Here is a 25,337-nt window from a genome sequence, read left to right as displayed (position 1 = left end):
CACTCAACATTAATTAGTAAACTTTTCGATGAGGCCAGTTTAGAATAGGGTTTTCAGTGATTTTCGCTCAAAAATCACGCAATACAGTAAGCGGGGTTTAGTGAAATGAGACACGCCGGCTTGAACAACCAGAAGGTCCGCCACCATAACAAACAGGTGCTGCTGGCCCTGCTCTACCAGCTCAAGGAGGCGAGCAAGTCCACCCTGGCCCGCCATTGCGAACTCTCCATCCCGGCGGTCAGCAAGATCCTCGACGAACTGGTCGCCGACGGCGCCATCAGCCACAGCGAGCAGAATCTCTCCGCACGCGGCATCAGTGGCGGCAGCTACCGCATCGCCAGCGGCCAGGGGGCGATCCTCTGCCTCAACATCAGTCCCACCAGCCTGGAGAGCATACTGGTGGACAATCTGATCACCCCGCTCGGCGAGTACTCTGGTCAGAAAATCTCGCCGCAAACACCGGAGGAGTTACTGAGCCTGATTGAAACCTGCTACTACCAGCACAAGCGCCGCCACAAGGGAGTGGCGATCCGCCTGGCGCTGGCGATACATGGCCAGGTCAACCCGGCCACCGGGGTCTCCCAGACCATGCCGCAGGCCCCCTGGCATGCACCGGTCGAACTCAAGTATCTACTGGAAGAGCGCCTCGGCTGCGAGGTGATGGTGGATAACGACTGCATCATGCTGGCGCTGTCCCAAAAGTGGCAGGGAGCGGAAAACGTCGGCGATTTTTGCGTCATCAACGTCGACTACGGCATAGGTTCGGCCTTTATCATCAACGGCCAGGTCTACCGGGGTGCCCTGTTTGGCAGCGGCCAGATAGGCCATACCATCATCAACCCGGATGGCAGCGCCTGTGCCTGTGGCCGTTACGGCTGTCTGGAGACAGTCGCCTCCCTCTTTGCCATCAAGAAACGGGCCCGGGTGTTTCTCAAGCAGCAGGCCAGTGCCGATAAACCGGCGCCGGAAGGCGGAGAGCTCGACACGGCCCGCTTGCTCGCCCTCTACCATCAGGGGGATGTCATGATCCGAACCCTGGTCGATGAAGGGGCCCGCGCCATCGGCCTGAGCCTCTACAACTTCCTCAATATCCTCAACATCAACCGCATCTGGCTCTATGGCCGCAGCTGCCAATTTGGCGAACCATGGCTGCAGACCATCATCCACCAGACTGGCGCCAATCCGTTCGATTGCAGCGATGCGGTCAACGCCACCCACATCCGCTTCGGCGAACTCACCCGCCCCCAGCAGGTGATGGGGATTGGTTATCTCTATGTGGAGCAAGCCTTAGAAACGCATAGATAGACAAATTACCAAGCGTTAGAAGTCAGAATAAGTGGGGCAGCCAATATATTGAGGTAAATTTTGCCCCCTCATAACTAATAAAAATCATAATATGATATCCAGTCAGTTATTGGCATGGTATAAAAAACAATCCGATATTGATTAATTTATTCTTTAAGTGCATTTGAATGACATATTATTACACTCTGACCGGAGGTTAACTTGAGTAATTTGGGAATCCTGAAGTACATTGTAATTACAGTATCACTTGCCAATATGAGTTATGCGGTAGCGGCTGGTGGTCGGCCAAAAACTAGTGTGGCCCAAACATCAATACTGATTGCTTATTACATCCATCATGGAGTACAACGCGATGACTCGAGTTATATCAATAATGATAATCTACGCCATGTTGGAAAAATGGCTGAATGCCCGCAAGTGTCAATAAAAGAAAATCCATTCACTTATCGGGTAGATACAAAAATTGATCGAGAGGATATGACAGTTAAAATCGAGATCAATAGGGTAATCCCCCCGAAAAACTGAGGTGCTCATAAGTAGAATTTTCTCGTATCTTGAACGCAGGAGGTTCTACATGAAAACATCACGCTTTAGCGATGCACAGATCATCGCCATCCTCAAGCAGGCCGAGTCTGGTTCACCCGTCCCTGAGCTCTGCCGTGAGCATGGCATCAGCTCCGCCACCTTCTACAAGTGGCGCTCCAAATTCGGTGGCATGGATGCCTCTCTCATGGCGCGCCTCAAAGAGCTGGAAGAGGAAAATCGTCGCCTTAAGAAGATGTATGCCGAGGAGCGCCTAAAGGCTGAGATCATCTCCGAGGCGATGGCAAAAAAGTGGTGACGCCATCTGCCCGCAGGGAGATGGCGACCAAGGCTGTGGCTCATTACGCCATTTCTATCCGTCTGGCTTGCCAGGTGTTCAAGGTGAGCGAGGGTTGCTACCGTTATCAGCCCGTGCTGGCTGATGAAAACCAGGAAATTGCCGACTGGCTGCTGCGCCTCACCGCCAACCAGCGCAACTGGGGTTTCGGACTGTGCTTCCTGTACCTGCGTAACGTCAAAGGCTTTGGCTGGAACCACAAGCGGGTCTACCGGATCTATCGGGCGCTAGAGCTCAATCTGCGGATAAAACCCAAGAAGCGGCTAGTGCGGGCCAAGCCGGAGCCGTTGGCAGTCCCTGACCAACCGAATCACTGTTGGTCGATGGACTTTATGCATGACCAGCTCAGCGATGGTCGTTCGGTGCGGTTGTTTAATGTGATCGATGACTTCAATCGCGAAGCACTGTGCATCGAGGTGGATTTTTCCTTGCCTGCCTCGCGAGTCAAACGGGTGCTGGAGCAGGTTATCGAGTGGCGGGGCAAACCAGCCGCAATCCGCTGTGATAATGGTCCGGAATACATCAGCGAAGAGCTCAAGCAATGGGCGCAGCAGAAGAGGATTGCGCTGAGGTATATCCAGCCAGGCAACCCGCAGCAGAATGCCTACATAGAGCGATTTAACCGCACTGTGCGTTACGACTGGTTGGGCCATTACCTGTTTGAGTCACTGAATGAGTTACAGGAATTTGCCACGAACTGGCTGTGGGTTTATAACCATGAGCGGCCCAATATGGCGCTGGGCGGCTACACGCCGAAACAGCGCTTGGCACAGGCCGCATGACCTCTACTTTTGAGTGCTCCAAAAAATGGGGGGATTACCATAGGAGTAACTGCCAAATCGATCAAGCCGCAGTCAAAGCATACCTAGATGATGCAATTAAGACAAACCAACGCAAATGGCTAGAACAATCTGAACATGAGCAACGTGCAAAGGCTGTTGATCCGAAAGGGCCATATAAATTGGGCTGTGAAGCGTACCAACAACATGTGAAAGGATTACAGGATGTAACCGCTGTTGATACAGCCATCAAACTATACCCTAAACTGAATTCCACGTACGTGAAGAATCTTTTCATCACAGGTTGGAACGACGCCAGCGTTTACGGTGCTCGTGGTGTGGACTGTGAGTATCTGAGCATTGGGATTCGCAGTTAATCCACCTCAACGTAACATCAACATCTAGCCATCTAAACGGTTATGTTACGGAGCGCGATCCTAGCCACCCCTTCACTTCGAGGGGCACTCTAGAACAGGCAATAGGTTGCAAGCTCTTAGGCCTAGTGTTGGGCCAATCCGCAAAAAGCATAAAGGGTTAGCACCGTGATGGTGCTAACCCTATTTTATCTGGTGCCGGTAACAGGAGTCGAACCCGCGACCTTCGCATTACGAATCCAAATATTTATCGTCTATGGTTGTTTAGCGAAGTCCACGACAATTTTGTAACCAATTGATTTTCATTTAATCTTTTTTGCTTCTTGTTCTGGATTGTCTAGCGAAATCTATCTACATACAATATCATTTGTGTACGCGAGAGTGTACGCAAAACAGCGAGGTTGTATGAGCAAAGGTGCAATCAAAAGTGATCTGGAATGTCAGTCGCTGGCTCCGGAGGATGGGCAAAGCCGAGTTGTGCGTGCCGTCTATAACCGTGCTGGTGGTGGGCTTTGCCTAGAGGCCAGGAGCGGCTCAAAAAACAAATCTTGGATTTATCGGTATCGGCTCGCGGGATCAGCGCATAAGCAGACGCTTGGGAGCTACCCTAGAATGAGCCTGGCGGAGGCTCGTGTCGCTCATACCGAAGCTATCGGGCTCGTGAAGCAAGGCATAGATCCGCGACAGGTTGCGAAACAAGCCAAGGCAGCCAACCTCGAGATGCCGACATTAGTGGAATGCTATCGCGACTGGCTTTCGATGCGAGCCAAGTCAAAACCTATAGGCCCGCGCACCCTACGAGATTACGAGGGGACCTTTGCCCGTCATATTGAGCCGGCGATTGGTAAAACCCGGGTATGTGACTTGTCCCGCGCCGTGCTCTATGAACACTTTCGCAGAGTTGATACCGCAGAGGGCGCACGAAAGGGGTTGATCGTCCTGAACCAGTGCCTTGATCACGCCGTGTTACAAGGTCACATAGAAATCAACCCCGCTCGCTTGCTCAAGCCCGCCATGTTTGGTGCATCTATGCCCCCACCACGTGAACGCTGGTTAACACGAGATGAGTTGCGCCAGCTGTGGGCAGCACTTGAGCAGGCAACCGCTGGTGGAGGTTCTGTAGCTGCTGGTGGCCGTGGGATCGCGGCTAACGTCGTCTTATCGCAGGCGGTAGCAAACTGCTTGCGGTTAATCACCTTGACAGCTGTACGCCGTTCAGAGGCCGTTGGGATGTGCTGGTCGCACATTAACGGCGACCGCTGGACAATCCCAGAGACCAAAAACGGACGTGCCCACGTTGTGACCCTGTGCCCACCGGCAATGGCGATCTTAGAGCAACAGCGGGTGCTATCAAACGGTCCGTTTGTGTTCGAGTCCAGCAGCTTACCAGGACAGCCGATTACCGGCGATGCGGTGACCCGAGCACTTGAGCGCGTGCGTCTCAAGTACCTGGGTGAGCTTGAGCCGTTCAGCCCGCACGATCTTCGCCGGAGCGCTGCGACCGGTTGCGTTGAATATTTGGACGCCCCCGAGCGATTGATTGAGTTGATGCTGAACCATGTGCCAAAAGATAGGCTCATTCGAACATATCAAGTCGGCCAGCAGGCCGAGAAGCTGAGAGCTCTGTTTTTACGGTGGGGTTCGTTTGTTGCTGATCTGGTTAGACCGGTGGAGCACCAGGAGCCTAGCAATGTGGTGCGCATGGAGTTTGGGAGGCGCTGAACGATTGAAACCTGAATTAAGGCAGTTTAAGCACCTAAATATTTGGCAGGTTTAAGAATTTTTATTCGTTTTTTTATTAATAAAATTACATTGTTCTGCCAAGTAGTAACTCAATCTTGAAATCGCCTTTTACTTAAAGGCAATTTCTAGGGCTTTCTCATTTTTGAGTAAGCATTGTTCTTATAAATCAAGGCCTTAAAATCCACCCTAAGACGTTACAGGACTATCGGGGTGAACATGCAGCCACTACAGCTCATTAAAATCAGTGAGGTGATCCGCCGAACCGGTGTAAGCCGGGCAAGGGTGTACCAGCTTGTCAAAGCGGGAGATTTTCCCCAGCAAGTTAACTTGGGGCCACGCTCCGTTGCTTGGGCTGCACATGAGATTGACGACTGGATTCAAGGCAGGCTTGCAGCCAGAAACTGACTGAGCCTAAAGAGCCGGTGACCGCATGGTGGTTGCCGGCTTTTTTTTGTTCCATGGCCGCGCTTATTCCCGAATAAAACTCTCTTTATTGTTTCTAAGAATATTCTTTTATATGCCTTGCTCGGAATTGATCAAGGCGTGCGTGAAATCCATTCCAAATAAAGGAAAAACTCAGGATTAATCAAATTATATCAATAAAATCATTAGTTTACACGGCGTGGCATGGACGATACCTTGCGACTCATGGAATGGGATCACTCCGGACCGAGAGCACCGCCCGGAAGACATGTTCAACGCGGCGGCAGTGGCGAGAAATCGCAGGGTGCTCCGGCCTGTTCCAACGCTGCCGCCGCACTTTAACCCCGTTGGAACCGGGGTCATCGGAGAGCAAACCATGAACAAACTGATCACTGATTTGCGCACCCTGAGCTCCACCGATCGCATGATCGTTGTCGCTACACCACTGGCCGGCGTCGTACTGAGCGCGGCATTTTTTTTCAGCTGATGTGTCTCAGGTTGGCTCGTTGTGATGCGAGCCTCGAGAGGCATTCAATAAGGGAAGAGTCGATGAGCAGGTACTTGCTAGTTCGAGACATGCTGGCGCTCCTGAAGTGCTCAAGGGCAACTTTGTACCGAGAGGTAGGAGCTGGCCGACTACCAAAGCCATTTCGGCTAAGTGCAGGCAAAAGCGCCTGGCTGGAAAATGAAGTGAAGAGCCTGCTCGAGCAGCGCCGTATGGCTGCTAACGAGCAATAAAAAAACCCGCCTGCCAGCGGGTTCTTAGGTGGCGTTTCCGCCGAGTAGTATTTCCAAAACCTGTAGAAATATTACTCATACGACCGGTTCCGGTCAACGGTAAGCGCCAAGAAATTAATATTTTTTGAGGCGCTATTTTTATGGAGAAACTCACCGATTTTCGTAAGGCCGCCGTCGGTCTGGCACTGGACCAATTCTTGGTGGCTGCTGGCGATACCAGCTCCGCGGTGAACGACGACTTTATCATCGACGCCCTGAAGCTGTTCGGGATCCCGTTTAGGGAGGATGCCAGCATTGTGTCCTGGCAAACTGGTGGCCGTTCTGTTGCTGGAATCAAGCGTCTGGCACACGATATCCGTCAGGGTGGGATGCCAGGCTGGCGGCGTCTGTACCTGGTCGGCAAAGACGGTGTAATCCCGACCAGTGGCTCGGGCTGCCCAGTGCTGGATTTCAGTGCTGACGGACAAACCGTCAACTTCTCTGCTCGCCGCAATGCTGAACCGGTGGCCGCCAGCCTGGGCGAGGTTATCGATGCAGCCGTCGAGCTCTGCCAGCGCCGCTATGGTGACGAGGTGCCGGCATGAGTATGACCATGACAATGCCAAGCCTCAGCCTGGCGGATACCATCGACCAGTTCCTGTCCGCAATGCTCGAGCAGGGCATCGAGACCGACGACGAGATCGTCGCCGATGGAAAGCTGCATCGCTTCCATGTGATTGGTGATGCCAGAGGATCACGCAACGGTTTCTATTGCCTGCACGCAGACGACCGCCCAGCTGGAATTTTCGGCTGCAACAAGCGCTACGGGTTCGATCATAAATTCCAGTGGCAGTCCAACGTCAAGACGGCGCCATGGACTGAGGAGCAGCGCCAAGCGTACCGCGAGCGCGTAGCCAAGGAGCGGGCCGAGAAGGACGCTGCCGAGAAGGCGCGCCACGAGAAGGCCGCCAAGATTGCGAACGCCATCTGGGAAAACGCCGAGACTGCTACTGGAGATCACCCGTACCTCAAGGCAAAGGGCGTGAAGGCTCACGGCTTGAAGGTTAGCCGGTGGTTCAAGGTGAACACCGAAACCGGCGAGGCTCGCCTGATCTCGGAAGATGCCCTTCTGGTGCCGATCACCGACCGCAAGCGCCAGATCCACTCCCTGCAGGCGATCTTCCCAGCCAAGCTGGCGGCCGTAGGGAACCGCAGCAAGGACTTCCTGGTTGACGGGGCTAAACGCGGCCTGTTCCACACCATCGGCAAGCCGCTGATGCACAATGGCAAGCCGGTTTTCGTCCTGTGCGAGGGCTACGCCACTGGCGCCTCAATCCACGAATGCACCGGCCACTGCGTCCTGGTCTGCTTCGACGCCGGCAACCTGCCGGAGGTGGCCCAATCCCTTCGCTCTGGCTTAAGCGAGGTGGGTAAAGACGCGGTCATCATCGTGGCGGCCGACAACGACCGTTGGACAACTCAGCCGATTGAGAACCCCGGGGTGTACCATGCCAAGAACGCGGCCAAGGCCGTCGGCGGGCTGGTGGCAATCCCAGACTTCACCGATCTCTCAGGTGAGCCGACCGACTTCAACGACCTGCACCAGCGCGAAGGTGCCGAGGCGGTGGCCAATGCCATCGCTGAGGCCCTGACTCGGCTAGATGTAATGGCGGAAGACGATGCCGAGTCGGCTCAGCCCATGGTTGGCAACCAAGTGGCAGAGATTGAGGCGAGCGATGCCGCGAATGTCGACGATGATGACATGGATGACTGCAACTTCACCGTTGTAGGGTATGACCGCGACCGCACCTACATCTACCATCATGGGCGTGGTCAGGTCCGCCACTATAAAACCAACGAATTCACCGACAACGCTCTGGTTGAGCTCGCTCATCCGAACTGGTGGGAGATGCACTTCCCCGGTGAAAATGGACGAATTAACCGGAAGGCTGCTCTTAGCTGGCTTTTCAATCAGGCTCAGAAGCGCGGCATTTACGATCCCGAGTGCGTCCGCGGGCGTGGGGCGTGGATCGACCAGGGTAGAATGGTTGTTCATCTTGGCGATCGCCTGCTGGTGGATGGGGAGGTGGTCGCCCTGAACAAAATTGCCAGCCGCTTCGTCTATGAGCGCGCAAAAGCCCTGGGTGACATCTCGGAAAGCGCCATTTCTGACGCAGAAGGCGCAAGAATCGTGAACACAGCCCGCCTGTTCCGCTGGGAGCGCAGCGTGAGCGCTGATCTCCTTTGCGGCTGGCTGTTCCTTGCCCCTGTTTGTGGTGCGCTCAAATGGCGGCCGCATATCTGGGTTACCGGCGGGGCCGGAAGCGGCAAAACCACGATCATGGATAAATTTGTGCGCCTGCTGATGCCGCACGGCTCGCCGCTTTTCGCGAACGGTGACTCCTCTGAGGCAGGTCTCCGCCAAGCACTTGGCAGCGAGGCACGCCCGCTTCTGATCGATGAGACAGAAGCGGACACGCAGAAGGCGAAGGCCAAGATCGAGCAAGTGATCGGCCTGCTGCGCCAGAGCAGCAGCGAGACTGTTGCCAAGACATATCGTGGCACCATCAGTGGGAGCCATCAGTCGTTCGCTCTGCGCGCCATGGCTTGTCTCAGTAGTATCGGGGTGTCACTGGAGCAGGCCCAGGATATCGAGCGCGTGGAAGTGCTACACCTTCGCCCGAAAACGGACCGCGTGAGTGACACACCGTGGGAAGTGCTGTCCAGGCAACTGCGTGAGCTGGCGGCCGATATGCAGATCGGGGATCGCATGCTACGCCGCGCCATCAACATGGCCGACACCATCAATCGGGCGATCGAGGTATTCAGCCGTGCTGCTGCCGTCACTCTGGAGAGCCAGCGCAACGGCGATCAGATTGGCGCCTTACTGGCTGGCGCCTGGTGCCTGCAAAACAGTGAGGCCCCTACGTTTGAAGACGCGGAGCGCGTCATTTCCTCGATCGACTGGACTGAGCGCAAGACGACGCACGTTGAGGAAGAGGTTAGCCTCGTTGCGACGCTGGTGGCTTCCCCCGTGAACGTTGGCAGCGGCGTGCGCATGACCATCGGAGATCTTGTCGAGTACGCCGCAGGGATGGGAGATGACCAGGTGATGACGTGCAAGAGCGCGGTGCACCAGCTCCAAATGTTCGGCATGAAGGTTATCCCTGCTGAGGGGATGGTTCGGATCCACACTGCTAACCGTGAGCTGCTGGCATTGATGGAAGGCACCAAGTTCTCGACCGGGTTTCATGACCGCGTGCGCCGCATCGAGGGGGCTGACACAATGTCGGGTAAGCCGTTCCGCATCGGGAAGGCCTCACGCAATGGCGTGGCGATCCCGTTGAGCGCCCTGATTGAGGTGGACCACAACCAGTCACCGATATGACGTCACAGACTCCCGCCAGATAAGCCCGGGCTCTGCTCCGGGTTTTTTTATGGGTGCCTCACGGTCCGTGAGGTGGTGAGCGGCTCAAAAAATGAGCGGTGCGTGAGGAGTGTGAGGGTATGTGAGGGACAGCCTCACGCGAAATTCCCTTTAAGTAAAAGGGGAAATCCAGAATGTGAGGAACGTGAGGGTTTTTCAGAACACATAACTATATAGAGAGTAAAACTTTTCTAGGTGGTAAACCATAGTGAGGTAAGCACCTAAACCCCCTATATATATCCTTATAAATACTCACATTCCTCACATTCCTCACGGAATCCGTATATTCCCTTTTGTATAAAGAGTTCTCGAGTGTGAGGAATTGTGTGAGGGTTTAGGCCGTCCCTCACATTTTGGATGTCGACCTTTCTCTGGGGCTGTCCCGCTGCTTGCTGCTAGATAACGCCCTGATGCGCTCCAATTGGCGGGTCAGTGTCCCTGCTCGTGTCACCAGGTGTCCCCGTGAAGGACAGGGTGACACCGCAGCGGCGTGACCACATCATCGCAGTATCAGATCACAAGTTTGGTGCACGCCATGAAGGGGAAGAAGAGTAAGGAGCCGGTCGATGTCCGGGCGGCTGCAAGGTTGATGTACGAAAGCACACCACTGACCGTGGAAGAGGTAGGCAAGGAGGTCGGCGTGAGCGGCCGCACCGTGAAGCGCTGGAGCGCTGCCGATGGTGGTTGGCGCAAGGTGGTGATACAGGGGCTCTCCCTGCGTGCTCATGAGGCCGCTGACAAGGTGCGGGATGCCGTGGCTGAACTGCCACAGGACGCACCGCCAGAGCGTAAGGCAGAAGCGCTGGCTGCAGCTACCGAAGGTGTCGCTGTGGATGAGCGTGCCGCGCTCCTGGCAAAACACAGGAAGCAATGGAGCATCATTGACGGCTTGGTGGCTGAGGCAGTTCGGAAGCGGGATCTCAACGCGGCCAAGTTGGCGGAGTCCGTTTGCCGCACCATAGGTCTGAAGCAGGCCGGTGAGCGGAAAAGCTGGGGCCTAGAGGGCAGCGAGGGGCCAACGCAGCAGATCCAAGTCGTTATCGAGAGGGAGTAGCAGAAATGAATAAAAAAGAACTGAAGGCCAAGCATTTGGCTGAGCGCAAACTTATGAAGGCAACCATTGCAGGCGATACAGATGCCTTTGAGCAGTTGGCAGAAATGATCGGTGATGGTGCGGAGATTGATCCATCTGAACTTATATGGGTCGATGAAACCAACTCCTTGCAACTGGAGTGCGAATCACCTGCACTGAGTGAAGAACTGGTCGAGGTAATCATCAGGCGAGAGTAATGGACGACAAATGACACACATGGACGCTACCATCCTAGAAAATAGGGAGGGTTAGGAATGAGACCATCAGCAATTATAATGGCAATGGCAATGGCAATGGCCATCATGATAGCGCCGCATGCATCGAAAGCAGAAACGCTTGGAGTGATCACCAAAGAACTGGCGAACTCTGATTTGTTCGAAGTTCGGCTTACGGACATACCATCAACCCACCCCTACTGCCGCAACAAACTTGAAGCCGTATCGGACATTCACGACCGTAATACTGGAGGGGTATTCCCTCACTCACGTGGCTGCTGGGAAGTGGCTGATAGTGGCAAAATATCCGTAGATATGTGGACATTTCATGGAGCTGACGAGGTGTCTTTGTCTGTCAGTGAAGAAGAAATAAACCTTACAGACCTCGGAAAAAAAGCATTCAAAATTAATGGGCAGAAAGCCGTTGTTCCACCTACTAATAATCAACTAAAAGCCAATATAGGCAATGTAATGCTGGCAGGCTCCTGCTCTGCTGTATGGGATGCCCAAAATTTGGCAAAGTCTGACAATGAGCTAGATTTCATAAAAAGGCTGAAATCTTCTATTGCGTCCAATGGTAAGTTCAACGTTGGCAACTTTGATGATGTGTGCAGAAACGCAATGGGTAAAACCATGGCGATGGCTAATGAGGTCGACCGATGAAAAGAATCATTGTAACTATCATGTTGTGTACCTCCTTTGTCTTGACTGCTGCAGCTGAAGATGCGTCATCCTGCTATACAATCAGCGATCCAGATGCTCGGGCGCTCTGCCGGGCAAAGGTCCACAAGGACTCATCAATCTGCTACAGCATTCAAAATCCTCAGTTGAAAGCAGAATGCAGGGCTGAGACCAGAAGGTAGCGCGTTTTACTTCTGCCAGCCGTGTTTTCGATGAGGAAGCGTAACACAGGCTCGTGCACCTGAAATTTCAGCTCAAGCCAGCTCTCCTACACCTCGATAATTGGGTCACCGACATCATAACTTAGTTGGCGCTTCAAAGGGCTCACTGCGTTTTTTATGGGTCTATGCCAAGAGATACGCACTGTCCGTTCATCAAAAATGAGTAAAGCCTAGTTTTTCCTTTCAGTTAATTGATAAAGCACACCCAAAGTGAGACACTTGTTTTTGAGACATTCAAAGTGAGACACAGGGGGCTTTATGTTTGTTCGTGCCTATCTTCGAGCCAGCACCAAGGAACAGGATGCAGAGCGCGCCAGGGAGATGCTTGATAAGTTCGCCGCCGAACATGGCAAGGTTATCGCCTCCCGCTACACCGAGAACGAGTCAGGAGCCCGGGCAGACCGCCCCGAACTACTGCGCCTGCTGGCGGACGCCTTGCCTGGGGATGTTCTGCTGTTGGAGAGTATCGATCGCCTGTCGCGCCTGCCGGAGGATGACTGGCGCCGGCTGAAGGCTGCGATCGACGGGAAGGGACTCCGAATCGTGGCGATCGACCTGCCGACCTCGCACCAGGGCATGAAGGAGATCAGCAAGGGCGACGAGTTCACCGGCCGCATGCTGGCCGCCATCAACGGCATGATGATTGAGATGATGGCCGCGATTGCTCGCAAGGACTACGAGCAGCGGCGACAGAGACAGGCGCAGGGTATCGAGAAGGCCAAGAAGGAAGGCATCTATACCGGGCGCAAGGCAGATCCAGATCTGCACCGCCGCGTGCGCGATGCGCTGGCCGCAGGCATGGGTATCCGTGCCACTGCCAGAGTCGTGGGATGCTCCACCAACACAGTCACCAAGATCCGCGACGAACTGGCTGCCTAACTAGCCAACCGCTCCGCCAGCACACCCAGGCACCCCGATCGGCAAGCCATCAGCACCGCGTCGGGGCATTCTTCATTCCACCTGTCTGCCCTGATAAGGGTGTGAACCCACCGCTGCAACTCTAGCTCGCTGGCTTGCCACACCCATTCCGGCGTCCGTTCTGCAAATCCTGAATCCATATCAACGTCTGGACCGGTAAATCCGGCCAGCTCTGCCGCATCGACAAACTGGCGGTATGTGCCCGTGCTTGCGAAATCCAGCGGCTCCACACCTGGCTTTTGCTCGCATGCTGTCGCCAGAAACTCAATCGCCTCTGAAAACTTCATCGTCGCCCCCTGTTGAAAGTTGTGCGGCTGGGTATGTCGTGACGCGATTATGTAGTTATCCGTTGAGCAGCCGTTGCTCAGCCGTTGGAAAAGACGATGAGGCAGAAATGACCAATATTCAAGTGATTCAATCCAAGATTGCAGATGTAAAGGCTGGTATTCAAGCCGCCCTGTTCTTGGGCGATGACACCCAAAGTCTGCGTGCAACCCTCTCTGATCTCGAGGCTGAGCTCGCCAATGCTGAGCGTGCAGCAGCCGATGAGGCTCTGGCACTCCTGCAGGCAGAGGCCGAGCGTACCGACAAACTAGCCTCCGAGGCTGCCGTCGCGGCTCACCAGTCGCTGGTGAGCGCTGTTGGCCCGGAAGAGGTTGCAGGCGTAAAGATGCCTACCCCTGATGCGGATCCAGCCATCGAGGCAGCCGCCTCCCGCTTGGCTGCCGCCCGTGACCGACTGGAGCGCGAGCAGGCCATCTACATGGAGCACAACGCCAAGGTCTCCGCCCTGCGTGGCCGCCTGACCGAGAAGGCGCGAGCTCGCGACGAGATCCTGGCCCGCCGCCGCGGTGGTAACGAGCAGGCTGGTGATGCCGCTGAGGTCTCCCTGCTGGTGGAGGATATCGCCTCTCTTAATGAATTGGTTGAGGCCGCACAGCGTGCCGCTGACAACCACAAGCCAGCAGCAGCACAGCGACTGGTCAACGAGGCAGAGACAGCTCTTTCTACCGCTCAGCGCTCTGCCGTGTTCCGCGTCAAGCAGGCCCGACTGCAGGTGCTCGAAGCTGCATTCATCGAGGCTCACGCCGAGCTGGTCGATGCGGCCTCTTCAGTGGGCGTGAACAAGTTCGCAGCCTTCAAGGCTTCACAGCAACTGCGTCTGATTGCCTACGGCACCGGATCATTCTGAGGAAAGGGGAAACCATGAGCGACCAACGTAACGACCGAGATCACAAGGGCCAGTTCGCACCAGGTAACACCGGTGGCCCCGGTGGCGCACGCAAGCGCAAAACCCCAGAGCAAAAGCTGCTGGCCGCCATCGAGCGCGACGCGCCGGCTCTGGTGGAGCGCGGGCTTATCGTCAGCATGACCGACAACACAGTTCTGGCGGCCGCCCTTGGATACCTGACCGAGTGCCTGCGCTGCAAAAACATCGAGCGCGAGGCCGAACTGCAGGCCCTGAAATACACCGCCACCGGCGGCGTCCACTAACCAACCACCAATCATGTGAGATAACAAAATGAACAAACAACACACTGATATCGACGACGGCATCATCAACCTGAACGGCGAGATCGCCGATCGCGAGCGGGCAGAGCAAAAGCTGCTGGCCGCCAAGGGCAGCGGCAAGGAGCGGCTGACAGACGACGAAGACGAGACCTTGGACGAGCTCAAGGCCAAGCTGGCCAAGCGCGCCAAGCTGGCCGAGAGCGGTGATCCCGGCTCCTTGGAGCAGATGACCAAGAGCCTGGGGCACTCCATCAGCAACTTCCTGCGCCGTCGAGTTCGCCGCGAGCAGACCATGGCCAAGTCTCTGCGTGCAGGGAAGCGGCTGGTGCTTCCGGCTCGCTCTGGCGGGGTATCCGGCAGCCTGCTGATCAAGGCCAGTGCAGCATATGAGGCTGGCATCATTACCGGAACTCAGCTCAACACAATCGACGTAGCCCACCGCGCCGGCTTCCGCATTGAGGACGCCGAGCTGCTGGCCAAGATCCGCGGCGCGTAAGGGGCTAAGCCATGAGCATCAAGATCCCAATCAGTGCCGACTTCAATGGCGATGATGTCAAGAAGCAGATCGCGCAGATCAATACCGCGATCAAGTCCATGGGTGAGGCCGTAGCCAAGGCGAATGGGCAGAAGTTCGAGCCTATCAAGCTGAGCAGCAAGGATGACCTGAAGTTCTTCATCCAGCAGTCCGAGAAGCTGTTGAAGATCCAGGGCGAGCTGAACAACCGGATGAAGCGCTCCGGCCAGGAGGGAAAAAACCCCTTCATGGCTAACTGGAGCCAGCTCTACCTGAACGAAACCACCCGCCTCAAGAAGCAGCAGGAGGCGCTTGTTTTCCTTGGCGCCTCATTCGAGGGGGTTGGCTCCCCTCGCCGCCCTGACGCTACGCCTCCCCATCGCCCAATCAACCGTACCCCGACTGGTGGTTCAGGTGGTGGTTCGAGCCAATGGGCTCAGCAAGGCGCTAAAGTGCTTCAATCTGGCCTCAACGCTGCGGGGCCGGTCGGAGGTGTGGTCTCCAATGCTCTTGGTACCGGGATGTCTGCCGGGTTCGGTGCTGGCTTGGCTGGTCTGGCTGGTGGTATGGCTGCCCTAGGGGTAGGAAAGCTGATCGGTGCAATCGCTGACAAGGTGAGCGACGCGCAGGTTGAAGCCATCATGAACGACGCCCTTATGCGCCGCCTCGGTGGTGGTGTTGGGTATCTCCCCATCCGTGAGGGGCTGCGTGGCGCATCGAGTGCGCTGGGCATTTCGTACAACGAGGGTCAGCAGCTGGCCTCACAGCTTGCTCGGACTGGCAACCTGGGAGGTGATCGCGCCTCCGAACTGCCGGCCGAGCTGCTGAGCGCTGGCGGGTTCTCTCGTGGGTTCGGTGTAGACCCTGCGACTGGCGTTGGCCTGTTCGGCTCGTTGCGCGGCCTGCGCCTTACCGGAAGCGATCAGGACAGCCGCAAGGTTGGGCTTATTATCGGCGAGACCATTGCCCGCTCAGATGCGTTCGCAAAGGTCGAGGATGTGATGGAGGCGATCGGCGGCTATGCCTCCAGCCAGACCCGCCAGTCTCTTGGCGTGCTGAATCTGGCTGGCTACAGCGGCCAGCTGTCAGCGATGGCAGGATCAGGCATACCTGGCCTCGACGTGACCGGATCTGCGTCACTGCTCGCACGAGTCAACGCAACCCTGGCAGCAGGTGGCGCCAATGGAGAGGCGTCACAGTTCTTCTCCTCGATGGTGGCAAACCGGATGGGCCTCGACCCCATCCAGATGGCGATCATGCGCGAGGGTGGGGCATTTGCCACCAACAGCCAGATGTTTGGCTCCGGCAGCATGGCCGCCCGCTACGGCATCAGCGGCCCGGGCGGTAACTCCACCTTCCTGCAGGAAACTCTGGGAACGCTGCGCAGCAAGTACGGGAACAACCGGGGCTTACTGGCTCAGGCGACGGCCAACCACCTCGGGGTTGGGATTAATCAAGCCATGGCCCTGCTCAGCATCAATCCGAACGAAATGGGGGGCATTCAGTCCCGCGTTGGCCGACTCGGGGTTGACATGAGCAACCTCGACGCCACCGGTATCGCTGATCTGGGGCGTATAGAGACAGCAGACGGCACTGGCCTGAAGCGCATCGCGAATCAATACCTCGGCCGAACCGGCAAGGGTGCGCTCACTGCGGATGAGGCTCGCGATCTCAAGGCTGCAATGGAGGGTGGAGACCAAGAGCGGATCAAGGACTCGCTGGCTAAGCTGGCGGCCGCAAAAGGCGCTATAGAGACCGAGGGATCCAAAACCCGCGACACAATAGCCAACGTCTCAAACATCATGCAGAAGTTTGCCAGCGAGAGCCTGCCTATCCTGAACGAGAGTCGCGCAGCTCTACTGTTCCTAGCCGGTCAAGGAGGGGCAAAGGGTCCTCGGGATCTGCTCGAGCGAGCCATGCAGTCCCGCCACGACGAGAACGTCGACGTTATAAAGCAGAAGTACCGCGCCCAAATAAACGAGCAGGTTGAGCGTTCAAACCGGGCGCGTATCGGGACTATGGGAGTGCCGGTCGGGGATGAGGTTAATCTGCCGCGGGATCAGCAGGGGCGAGCAATAATCGAGCGCCAAGCACGAGCCAAGGCAGAGATGGACGCCGCAAGCGCCGAGATCAAGCGACTGGAGACCGAGCGCGATAAAGAGCTGGCGGCAGAGGACGCACGCCTCAAGGCTGAGCGGGAGCAGGAACAGCGGCGACAGGAGAAGATCAGGGATTCCAGTAACTGGACACCTGGATCGTCCCCGATAAACCACGAGGCGATTGCGATTATTGAATCTGGCGGGAGGCATTATGACCGTGCAGGGAATATCATCACTTCGTCAGCTGGAGCTCTTGGCCGTATGCAGACCATGCCTGGCACGCTCAAAGATCCGGGCTTTGGTGTCACACCTGCACGCGACAACTCTCCGGAAGAGATGGAGCGGGTTGGCAAAGACTATATCGATGCGATGTACGAAAAGTATGGCGACATCGAAAAGGCTCTTGCCGCCTACAACTGGGGTCCCGGCAGGCTGGATGATGCCATCAAGAAGCACGGTGACAGCTGGCGCCGATATGCGCCGACACAGACGCAGCAGTACATTCGCAAGTATCACCGCACAAATGACGAGCTCCAATCAAGATCACCGGCAGCAATGCCGGCTCAGGTACCAGCTGATGAGCAGTACCGCCGCCAATCTTCAGGCGCTCCGGTGCAGCACGGCCCACTGTCTGGTGAAGTCAGTGTGAACTTGTCAATGAATGGTGACTTGCGCCGCATCCTGAACCCGCCAGAGCCACTGGTGACCAAGGTTACATCGAACTGGTACCGCCATGCGTAAAGAGAAAGGCCCCTTCGTGGGGCCTTATTCATTGTCGGCTGTCGCATAGTGGGCATCGCGCCTCGGTTCGCCAATCTGGCCGCTTCCTCACCTGAATAGGGTAGTGTTGGCAACGATCGCAGATGTGGGCGGTGGGCGTCCATCCCTCTGGCGCATCGTCATAATCCAGTGCGGCGAGCTCTTTCGGGATGATGCTGGTTGGCGCCACAACGCGGGCCACTGGGAGCGCTTTTGCGCGACTTGGGGAGCATACTGGGCAGATGTATTCAACGTCGCCGTCACCGCTCACCAGCTCGCGCAGAGCGCCGAATTCGCCATGGTGTTTGCTGCAGCGGTACTCAAACCTTTCAGACTTCACATTCCATGTGGGCGTGCCTGGCTGCATGCTGTGGAATTTCACACCGTCTATCTGGCGGATGGCCCGGCTCACAGCTTCGCCATCGTGCCAAGACAGGAACCGGCGATAAGCAGGCTTTCCACCCACTACCAGACCGACGCGGCGAGAGGTCATGATGATCGGGTTCATCAGCGGTTTACCGCGGGCGTTGTATCCGCGCTCAGTCTCGCGACGGCGGTTCCAGCACGAGACGCACTCACCGGTTCCCGATACCAGCCGCAACCCCACACGCGCACACCGCGCACACTCACCAGAGCGCCGAACGTCTGCCCACTCTGCTGAATCAGCTGAGGTGCTGCTGTGCAGGTGCTGGCCAATCAGGCAACTCCTACACGCTGCGCGTCGATCAATGTCGTCAGGCCCTCGACTGGAGTGGGCTTCATCCCAGTTTCTGCGGCACGTTTCGAGCGTGATGGTGGCTCTATGGCGCTGACACACGAAAAACAGGGCGCCAGGCATCAGGTCAGGGTGCGCCTCAACCAGCTCAATCCCCAGCTTGGCGGCGGTGGTATGGTCACAGACTGGTGATGTATGGTCACGCATCGTTCTCCCCCTTGTCCAACCACTTCGCCGCTACCAGAATGCCGAGCTCGATTGCTTCGCTCTGTGTCACGTCGTGCTCTTCCGTGATCTGGCGGAGCGTGGAAATTGCCTTTCTGCTTAGGAGCACGCTGGTGCGGTGAGCGCCTTGATCTTTGAGCTTTCGGCGGCGCGTTGCCTGCCGTTCCTGTGGGGTGTTGGCCATGGTTCCTCTCGTGGTGGTGCCGTATGGTCACGGCATAACGATTCAACGAAAGGATATGGTCACGACAAGGTGGCGCGTGTGGTCACGCGACAGCCATGCAACTAGGCACAGGGGATAATTGGTGTGTACGCCAATGTGTACGCAAGGAGATAAAAGCACAATGGGCCAGCCTCACAGTGAGGCTAACCCATTGTTTTATATGGTGCCGATAAGGGGAATCGAACTCCTGACCTTCGCATTACGAATGCGCTGCTCTACCAACTGAGCTATACCGGCCAATGCCTTCAGATTCAGAAAAAACGGCCTACAAGTCAATCGAGCCAAGACGATTTTATGAGTTGGCTCATGGTGTTACCTGCAAGCTTACAGATCGGCGAACTCGGGAATATGGGCGCGGCCACGGCTCTCGAGAAAATCGAGCAAAGCCCGGGGTGAGCGCACCAGGATCCGCTCCTCGGGGAAGCCCGTCTCGGTCACCAGACGGTGACAACGGTCGAAATCCCCCAGGCTAAAGGCCACGTGGGAGTCGGAGCCAAAGGTGAGATAGGCGCCAAGGTCGCGCGCCGCCTCGACGATGGCGCGGCAGTTGCTTTCACTGCCCGCACGGGAGTGGCTGAACGAGGAGTTGTTGACCTCCAGCGCCACCCGGTATTCGGCAGCGGCCTTGACTACCGCCTGAATGTCGATGGGAAACGCCGGATTGCCGGGATGGCTAATCATGTCGACCCGACCACTCTTGATGGCGTTGATCATCGCCTGGGTGTGAGTGGCCTGATCGCAGGGGGGAAATACCGGCTCGTGAAAGCCCGCCATGATCATGTCGAGGCGCGACTCGTAACGCTCGGGGAAGTCTATCTCGCCATCTATGTTCTTGATGTTGGCCTCGATGCCGCGCAGGATGCCGACCCCGTCCACCACCCGCGGCAGCACATGCAGATTGACGAAATGCCAGAAGTGGGGAGCATCGGCCATGTCCGGTCCATGATCCGTGGTGGCAAACAGCTTGATCCCCTTGGCCCTGGCGATGGGCAGATAGTCGTGGATGGTGCTGTAAGCGTGGGTACTGGCAACGGTATGAGTGTGGGTATCGACCGGGTACTTCATCTTCTCTCCCCTTCAGACTGGAGTCGTCAGCATAACAAAGGGCGGATGTCGGGGCCATGTCGCCCCTTGCCATACTTTGTCACAAAATGACGAGAACCTGACATAGTCTGGCTGGCGCGGGCTGGCATACTGGCACCATCGATGAATGCCTGAACTCGCATCGATAGTTTGCCTCAGGATGAGGAAAACTCACTTTCCCCACCGTCGCGCCCTGCGGCGGTTTTTTTTTGCCTGCCGTCCGTTATCGGCAAGGAGCGGGTAAAAAAATGCCCAACTAGCATGAAGCAGGTTGGGCGAGACTTAATGTTTAATTGCAGTGGCATAGATATAGAGTCCCGCCGTGCGACTTAAGTTCCCCTTCTGTTGTACTTTTCGCAAAAAACATTTCGCTAACACTTGTTCACACTCTCTTGACACTTGACCTTATGAAACGTACTTTTTAAACATTCGTTTAAGTGAGGTGTACAGTGAGTAAAATCGATACCAAAAACCGTATTCTCGATGCCGCGGAAGTGCTGTTTGCCGAGCGGGGATTTGCTGATACCTCTTTGCGCCTGATCACCAGTGAGGCCGACGTCAACCTGGCGTCCGTCAATTATCACTTCGGTTCCAAGAAGGAGCTGATCCAGGCGGTGCTCGATCGCTACCTTAGCCTGTTCATGCCGGAACTGGACGCCCGTCTGCGTACCCTGATGGCGCAGGATCAGCTGAGTCTGCTGCAGGTGTTTGAAAGCTTTGTCGATCCCCTGATGAAACTGGTTGCCGTGCGGGCCAACGGCCCAGCTCTCTTCATGCAGCTGCTGGGACGCGGCTACATCGACAGCCAGGGCCACCTGCGCCGTTTCATCACCGCCCATTACGGCGCCGTGTTGCAGCGGATCACCCAGGCCATCTCCAAGGCCAATCCGGCCCTGTCGCCAGCGGATCTCTTCTGGCGCCTGCATTTCACCCTGGGCACCGTCGTGTTCACCATGGCCTCCGCCGATGCCCTGCGCGACATCGCCCAGGCCGATTTTGGCCAGCAGCTCGATGTGGAAGGGCTGGTGCGCAACGTTATTCCTTATCTGGCGTCCGGAGTCGGGGCGCCCGTGGAGTCGACCAGGCAGGCCCTGGCCGTGTAACAACCAACAATAAATCAACGGAAACAGTGAAATAGAAGGAACTTCGGTATGATCACATTGCTAATCCTGCTGGTGCTGGCGATAGCCGTCGTGCTCGGCGTACCCTCCATCCGTAAAAAGATGGTAACCCGTCCGGTATTCGGCATCTTCAAGAAGATACTGCCGCCCTTGTCGGCCACCGAGCGGGAGGCCATGGAAGCCGGCTCCGTCTGGTGGGATGGCGAGTTGTTTCGCGGCAACCCCGACTGGAAAAAGCTGCATGGCTACGGCAAGGCCGAGCTGACCGCAGAGGAGCAGGCCTTCATCGACAACCAGGTCGAAACCCTGCTCGCCATGGTCGACGACTTCAAGATCGTCAACGAGACCAAGGACCTGCCGGAGCCGGTGTGGGATTATCTGAAGAAGGAAGGCTTCTTCTCCCTGATCATTCCGAAATCCTATGGCGGCCGCGAGTTCTCCGCGATTGCCAACTCCACCATCGTCACCCGTATCGCCACCAAAAGCCTGAGCGTGGCGGTCACCGTCATGGTGCCCAACTCCCTCGGCCCGGGCGAACTGCTGATGCACTATGGTACCCAGGCCCAGAAGGATTTCTGGCTGCCGGGGCTGGCCAACGGCAAGGAAGTACCCTGCTTCGCCCTGACCGGTCCGGAAGCGGGCTCCGATGCGGGCGCCATCCCGGACAAGGGGATCGTCTGCAAGGGCATGCACAAAGGCGAGGAAGTGCTCGGCATTCGCCTGAACTGGAACAAGCGCTACATCACCCTGGCGCCGCGCGCCACCGTGCTGGGACTGGCGTTCAAGCTCTATGACCCGGAAAAACTGCTGGGCGACAAGGAAGAGATCGGCATCACCTGTGCGCTGATCCCGACCGATCACCCGGGCGTGCGTGTCGGCGATCGTCATTACCCCATGGGGCTGGCGTTCCTCAACGGCCCGACCTTCGGCAAGGATGTGTTCATTCCGCTCGACTGGATCATCGGCGGCCCGGATTACGCCGGCCGTGGCTGGCGCATGCTGGTCGAATGCCTCTCCGCCGGTCGCGGCATCTCGCTGCCTGCCCTTGGCACCGCCTGTGGCCACATGGCGAGTCGCACCGTGGGTGCCTACTCCTACGTGCGCAAGCAGTTCGGCATGTCCATCGGCAAGTTTGAAGGGGTGCAGGAAGCGCTGGCCCGCATCGGTGGCCTCACCTATCAGCTCGAAGGGGCCCGCCGCATGACCGCAGGCTCCCTGGATCTCGGTCAGGCACCGGCCATCGTCACCGCGATTTCCAAGTACCACATGACCGAAATGGCGCGCCAGATCATGGATGACTCCATGGACATCCACGCCGGTCGCGCCATCCAGCTTGGGCCGAAAAACTACACCGGCTACGCCTACATGGGTATCCCGGTGGCCATCACGGTGGAAGGGGCCAACATCCTGACCCGCAACCTGATGATCTTCGGCCAGGGTGCCACCCGCTGCCACCCGTACGTGTTTGCCGAGCTGGAAGCGGCGGCCGACACCGACGTAGAGCGCGGCCTCGAGAAGTTTGACGCCCTGCTGATGAAGCACATCGCCTTCGGTACCGGCAACTTCTTCGGTGCCCTGTTCCAGGGGCTGACCCTGGGCCAGTTCAACAGCGCCCCGGTGGCCGGCGAAACCACTCGCTACTACAAGCAGCTGTCACGCATGAGTAAAGGGCTGGCCCTGTGCGCCGACGTCTCCATGCTGATGCTGGGTGGCGATCTCAAGCGCAAGGAGATGATCTCCGCCCGTCTTGGCGACGTGCTGAGCCACCTCTACCTGGCCTCCGCTACCCTCAAGCACTACGAGGATCAGGGCCGCATGGTCTCCGATCTGCCGTTCGTGCAGTACGCGGTGGAGCGCAACCTCTACCTCATCGGCAAGGCGTTCGAGGGCTTCTTCCAGAATTTCCCGAACAAGGTGGTGGGTGCCGTGCTCAAGCGGGTAGTGTTCCCGTTCGGCGTCGGTTACAAGATGCCGGCCGATGATCGCTGCCACGCCATCTGCCTGGCCATGATGAAGCCGGGTGAGTTCCGCGATCGTCTGACCGCCCTGTGTTATGTCGGCAAGGACGAAGCGGACCCGGTAGGCCTGATGGAGCGCGCCTTCCAGGCCATGGTGTCGGTTCAGTCCTACGAGAAGAAGCTGGTGCAGGCCCAGAAAGAGGGCAAGCTGCCCCGCAAGATGGCCCTGCCCGAGCTGGTTGCCGCAGCCCTGTCCCACTCCATCCTGAGCAAGGATGAAGCGGACAAGCTGCTGGCCGCCGACGCCCTGCGCTATGAAGCCATCCAGGTGGACAACTTCGCCCCGGGCGAGCTGGAAGGCCTCTCCCAGCCCAACCGGGTCGACAACGCAGCCTGAGTTCTTCAGGCAACAGTGTGATAAAACAGCCCCGTTCAGGGGCTGTTTTCATTGATGTGAGCAGAGTTTGCGCACTCGAAGCCCTTACGTACAGCCAAGCGGGCCACAGTTTGCTATCTTGGCGGCCATCACTCGCGTTCAGAGCAATCACAACCCATGAGCATTATTTTGGGCATTGACCCGGGATCGCGGATCACCGGATACGGGGTTATCCGGGTAGTCGGCGGCAAGGCCGAATATCTGGGGTCGGGCTGTATTCGCACCGATTGCGGCGAGCTGCCGGAGCGCCTCAAGCAGGTCTACGACGGGGTGTGCGAGATCATCACCCAGTTCAAGCCCACCGAGTTTGCCATCGAGCGGGTCTTTATGGCCCGCAACGCCGACTCGGCCCTGAAGCTGGGACAGGCCCGGGGCAGCGCCATCGTGGCCGCCGTCAACGCGGCCCTGCCGGTGAGCGAATACTCCCCCACCCAGATCAAGCAGGCGGTGGTAGGCACAGGCGGCGCCGCCAAGGAGCAGGTGCAGCACATGGTGACCCATCTACTGAAACTCTCCGCCACCCCGCAGGCCGATGCGGCCGATGCCCTCGGGGTGGCGCTGTGCCACCTGCACACCCGCCAGAGCCTGATCAAGATGGCGGGTCGCACCAGTGGCTCGGTGCGCGGCCGCTACCGCTGACCCCCTCTCCCCGCCAATCGGCGGGGCTTTATTTTGCTACCAGTTCCTCCAGCGCCCCGACCAAGGCAGCTAGCCCCTGCTCCACCTTGTGGCGGGAGCAACCGACGTTCAAGCGGATAAAACCCCTGCCCTCGGGGCCATAGGTGTCGCCGCGCATAATGGCGACCCTGTATTTTTCCACCAGCAAGCGTTGCAGCACATCCATCCGCTCGGCCGAGTCGATACCGAGCCCGTTCAAATCAATCCAGGCGAGGTAGGTTCCTTCGGGCACCCGATAGTCGATGGCGGGAAAGGCGGCGTTGAGCCGCGCCGCCACCAGCGCCAGATTGCCGTGCAGATAGGTTTTGAGGGCGTCTAGCCATTCATCCCCCTCCCGATAGGCGCTGATATGGGCCAACACCCCGAGGATAGGGGGGGACGAGAGGCCGTGGGCAACCTTGAGCTGCCGCAGATAATCCGCCCGCCCCCCCTCATTGGGGATAAAGGCGTAGGCACCACCCAGCGCCGGAATGTTGAAGGATTTTGACCCCGAACTGACCAGCGCCCAGCCATCATCCAGGGCCACCTCGCTCCAGGGCAGATAGGGGGCAAAGCTCATGTCCATATGGATGTCGTCCGAGATCACCTTGACCCCGTAACGCTGGCAGATGTCCGCCATCCGGCCCAGCTCATCGCGCGTCCAGACCCGCCCCGTGGGGTTGTGAGGGCTGCACAGCAGCAGGATGCGGCAATCGGGGCGGGCCGCCTGACGCTCGAAGCAGGCCCAGTCAATGTGATAGCTCCCCTCCCCCTTTATCAGCGGACAAGGGAGCAACACCCGATCGTTGGCGCTGAGCATATTGCCGAAGGCGTCGTAAGCCGGGGTGTGCACCAGCACTCCCTCCCCCGGTTTGGACCAGAGGCTCACCAGCTGAGCGATGATGTAGATGACGGAAGGACCGTAGACCAGACTCTCGGGGTCGAGGCGAGCCCCGTAGCGGCGGGTGAACCAGCCGGTGACCGCCCCCTTGAAGTCGTCGTGGTTCCAGCGGCTGTAGCCGAAGACCCCGTGTTCGAGGCGCTTGGCCAGGGTCTGGCGAATGCAGGGGGCGGTTTCGATATCCATGTCGGAGATGGTGAAGGGGAGCAGGTCGGCGTGGCCAAAGCGGTCGGCCACATAGTCCCACTGGGTGCAGTAGGTGCCGTGGCGATCGACCTGGCGGTCAAAATCAAAGGGTTCAGTGTTGGACATCTCTTTTTCTCTCGCCAGCAAAGATACGAATGAACAAGGGGGCGTG

23 protein-coding genes and 1 tRNA gene are annotated in these 25,337 nt (G+C 57.4%); 19 read left to right on the top strand and 5 right to left on the bottom strand.

Annotation, left to right across the window (positions count from 1 at the left end; all coding sequences use genetic code 11):
• Window positions 1-105: 105 nt before the first annotated feature.
• The 12 genes from I6L37_RS11265 (at window position 106) to I6L37_RS11210 (ending at window position 12,737) form a co-directional block, all read left to right on the top strand.
• On the top strand, window positions 106-1,305 hold the full coding sequence (locus I6L37_RS11265; RefSeq protein ID WP_254203567.1) for an ROK family transcriptional regulator: 1,200 nt from the start codon (window positions 106-108) through the stop codon (window positions 1,303-1,305).
• Between the two features lie 201 nt (window positions 1,306-1,506).
• Window positions 1,507-1,830, top strand: a complete 324-nt coding sequence (locus tag I6L37_RS11260) for a hypothetical protein (RefSeq protein ID WP_216994096.1) — start codon at window positions 1,507-1,509, stop codon at window positions 1,828-1,830.
• A 49-nt stretch (window positions 1,831-1,879) separates the two neighbouring features.
• A protein-coding gene (locus tag I6L37_RS11255) for an IS3-like element ISAs22 family transposase (protein WP_088821966.1) occupies window positions 1,880-2,967 on the top strand; the annotation gives its coding sequence in 2 pieces (ribosomal slippage) (window positions 1,880-2,132 and window positions 2,132-2,967; 1,089 coding nt in all).
• A gap of 776 nt (window positions 2,968-3,743) precedes the next feature.
• Window positions 3,744-5,060 carry a site-specific integrase gene (locus I6L37_RS11250; RefSeq protein WP_026140846.1) on the top strand — a complete coding sequence of 439 codons (1,317 nt, stop codon included), beginning with the start codon at window positions 3,744-3,746 and terminating at the stop codon, window positions 5,058-5,060.
• Between the two features lie 237 nt (window positions 5,061-5,297).
• Window positions 5,298-5,486, top strand: a complete 189-nt coding sequence (locus I6L37_RS22240) for an AlpA family transcriptional regulator (protein WP_080632834.1) — start codon at window positions 5,298-5,300, stop codon at window positions 5,484-5,486.
• A gap of 504 nt (window positions 5,487-5,990) precedes the next feature.
• On the top strand, window positions 5,991-6,242 hold the full coding sequence (locus tag I6L37_RS22235; RefSeq protein WP_080632833.1) for an AlpA family transcriptional regulator: 252 nt from the start codon (window positions 5,991-5,993) through the stop codon (window positions 6,240-6,242).
• A gap of 140 nt (window positions 6,243-6,382) precedes the next feature.
• Window positions 6,383-6,826 carry a hypothetical protein gene (locus I6L37_RS11235; protein WP_017781110.1) on the top strand — a complete coding sequence of 148 codons (444 nt, stop codon included), beginning with the start codon at window positions 6,383-6,385 and terminating at the stop codon, window positions 6,824-6,826.
• Window positions 6,823-9,609, top strand: a complete 2,787-nt coding sequence (locus I6L37_RS11230) for a toprim domain-containing protein (RefSeq protein WP_254203566.1) — start codon at window positions 6,823-6,825, stop codon at window positions 9,607-9,609. The genes I6L37_RS11235 and I6L37_RS11230 overlap by 4 nt, the downstream gene beginning before the upstream one ends.
• 628 nt (window positions 9,610-10,237) lie before the next feature.
• Complete coding sequence (locus tag I6L37_RS11225) at window positions 10,238-10,702, top strand: hypothetical protein (protein WP_254203565.1); 465 nt, start codon at window positions 10,238-10,240, stop codon at window positions 10,700-10,702.
• A gap of 5 nt (window positions 10,703-10,707) precedes the next feature.
• A complete protein-coding gene (locus I6L37_RS11220) occupies window positions 10,708-10,938 on the top strand; it encodes a hypothetical protein (protein WP_216994094.1) in 231 nt (76 codons plus the stop codon).
• Window positions 10,939-10,995: 57 nt separating this feature from the next.
• On the top strand, window positions 10,996-11,619 hold the full coding sequence (locus tag I6L37_RS11215) for a hypothetical protein (RefSeq protein ID WP_216994093.1): 624 nt from the start codon (window positions 10,996-10,998) through the stop codon (window positions 11,617-11,619).
• 497 nt (window positions 11,620-12,116) lie between these two features.
• Complete coding sequence (locus tag I6L37_RS11210) at window positions 12,117-12,737, top strand: recombinase family protein (protein ID WP_216994092.1); 621 nt, start codon at window positions 12,117-12,119, stop codon at window positions 12,735-12,737.
• Here the strand turns inward: I6L37_RS11210 and I6L37_RS11205 are convergent.
• Window positions 12,734-13,063: a hypothetical protein gene (locus tag I6L37_RS11205; RefSeq protein ID WP_216994091.1), complete on the bottom strand. Its 330-nt coding sequence runs from the start codon at window positions 13,061-13,063 to the stop codon at window positions 12,734-12,736. The two genes, I6L37_RS11210 and I6L37_RS11205, sit on opposite strands and share 4 nt — an antisense overlap.
• Before the next feature lie 107 nt (window positions 13,064-13,170).
• On the opposite strand from I6L37_RS11205, the gene I6L37_RS11200 reads away from it, so the two are divergent.
• From I6L37_RS11200 to I6L37_RS11185, 4 genes are read left to right on the top strand one after another with little or no spacing between them, the layout of a single operon-like run.
• Window positions 13,171-13,968 carry a hypothetical protein gene (locus tag I6L37_RS11200; RefSeq protein WP_216994090.1) on the top strand — a complete coding sequence of 266 codons (798 nt, stop codon included), beginning with the start codon at window positions 13,171-13,173 and terminating at the stop codon, window positions 13,966-13,968.
• A 14-nt stretch (window positions 13,969-13,982) separates the two neighbouring features.
• On the top strand, window positions 13,983-14,270 hold the full coding sequence (locus I6L37_RS11195) for a hypothetical protein (RefSeq protein WP_216994089.1): 288 nt from the start codon (window positions 13,983-13,985) through the stop codon (window positions 14,268-14,270).
• Between the two features lie 28 nt (window positions 14,271-14,298).
• The gene (locus I6L37_RS11190; RefSeq protein WP_216994088.1) at window positions 14,299-14,784 is read left to right on the top strand and encodes a hypothetical protein; all 486 of its coding nucleotides are present in this window, start codon (window positions 14,299-14,301) and stop codon (window positions 14,782-14,784) included.
• Window positions 14,785-14,795: 11 nt separating this feature from the next.
• Complete coding sequence (locus I6L37_RS11185; RefSeq protein WP_216994087.1) at window positions 14,796-17,642, top strand: lytic transglycosylase domain-containing protein; 2,847 nt, start codon at window positions 14,796-14,798, stop codon at window positions 17,640-17,642.
• A 932-nt stretch (window positions 17,643-18,574) separates the two neighbouring features.
• Here I6L37_RS11185 and I6L37_RS11180 read toward each other — a convergent pair.
• The 3 genes from I6L37_RS11180 to I6L37_RS11170 form a co-directional block, all read right to left on the bottom strand.
• Complete coding sequence (locus I6L37_RS11180) at window positions 18,575-18,784, bottom strand: hypothetical protein (protein ID WP_216994086.1); 210 nt, start codon at window positions 18,782-18,784, stop codon at window positions 18,575-18,577.
• 200 nt (window positions 18,785-18,984) lie between these two features.
• Window positions 18,985-19,060: transfer RNA gene (locus tag I6L37_RS11175), tRNA-Thr, on the bottom strand.
• An 87-nt stretch (window positions 19,061-19,147) separates the two neighbouring features.
• On the bottom strand, window positions 19,148-19,888 hold the full coding sequence (locus I6L37_RS11170; protein WP_216994085.1) for a phosphatase: 741 nt from the start codon (window positions 19,886-19,888) through the stop codon (window positions 19,148-19,150).
• A 467-nt stretch (window positions 19,889-20,355) separates the two neighbouring features.
• On the opposite strand from I6L37_RS11170, the gene I6L37_RS11165 reads away from it, so the two are divergent.
• The 3 genes from I6L37_RS11165 to ruvC all read left to right on the top strand — a co-directional run bounded on the left by I6L37_RS11165 (window position 20,356) and on the right by ruvC (window position 24,060).
• A complete protein-coding gene (locus tag I6L37_RS11165) occupies window positions 20,356-21,009 on the top strand; it encodes a TetR/AcrR family transcriptional regulator (RefSeq protein WP_026456593.1) in 654 nt (217 codons plus the stop codon).
• Between the two features lie 48 nt (window positions 21,010-21,057).
• Window positions 21,058-23,382 carry an acyl-CoA dehydrogenase gene (locus I6L37_RS11160; RefSeq protein WP_216994084.1) on the top strand — a complete coding sequence of 775 codons (2,325 nt, stop codon included), beginning with the start codon at window positions 21,058-21,060 and terminating at the stop codon, window positions 23,380-23,382.
• Between the two features lie 156 nt (window positions 23,383-23,538).
• Complete coding sequence (gene ruvC, locus I6L37_RS11155) at window positions 23,539-24,060, top strand: crossover junction endodeoxyribonuclease RuvC (protein WP_042027609.1); 522 nt, start codon at window positions 23,539-23,541, stop codon at window positions 24,058-24,060.
• A 28-nt stretch (window positions 24,061-24,088) separates the two neighbouring features.
• On the opposite strand, the gene I6L37_RS11150 is transcribed toward ruvC, so the two are convergent.
• Window positions 24,089-25,291, bottom strand: coding sequence for a MalY/PatB family protein (locus I6L37_RS11150; RefSeq protein ID WP_216994083.1), 1,203 nt, complete (start codon window positions 25,289-25,291; stop codon window positions 24,089-24,091).
• Window positions 25,292-25,337: the final 46 nt, after the last annotated feature.

It is taken from the genome of Aeromonas sp. FDAARGOS 1407, assembly GCF_019048725.1.
GTDB classification, from domain to species: domain Bacteria; phylum Pseudomonadota; class Gammaproteobacteria; order Enterobacterales; family Aeromonadaceae; genus Aeromonas; species Aeromonas enteropelogenes.
The sequence above is the reverse complement of the archived record's forward strand: the minus strand, read 5'-3'. Positions and strand labels throughout refer to the sequence as shown.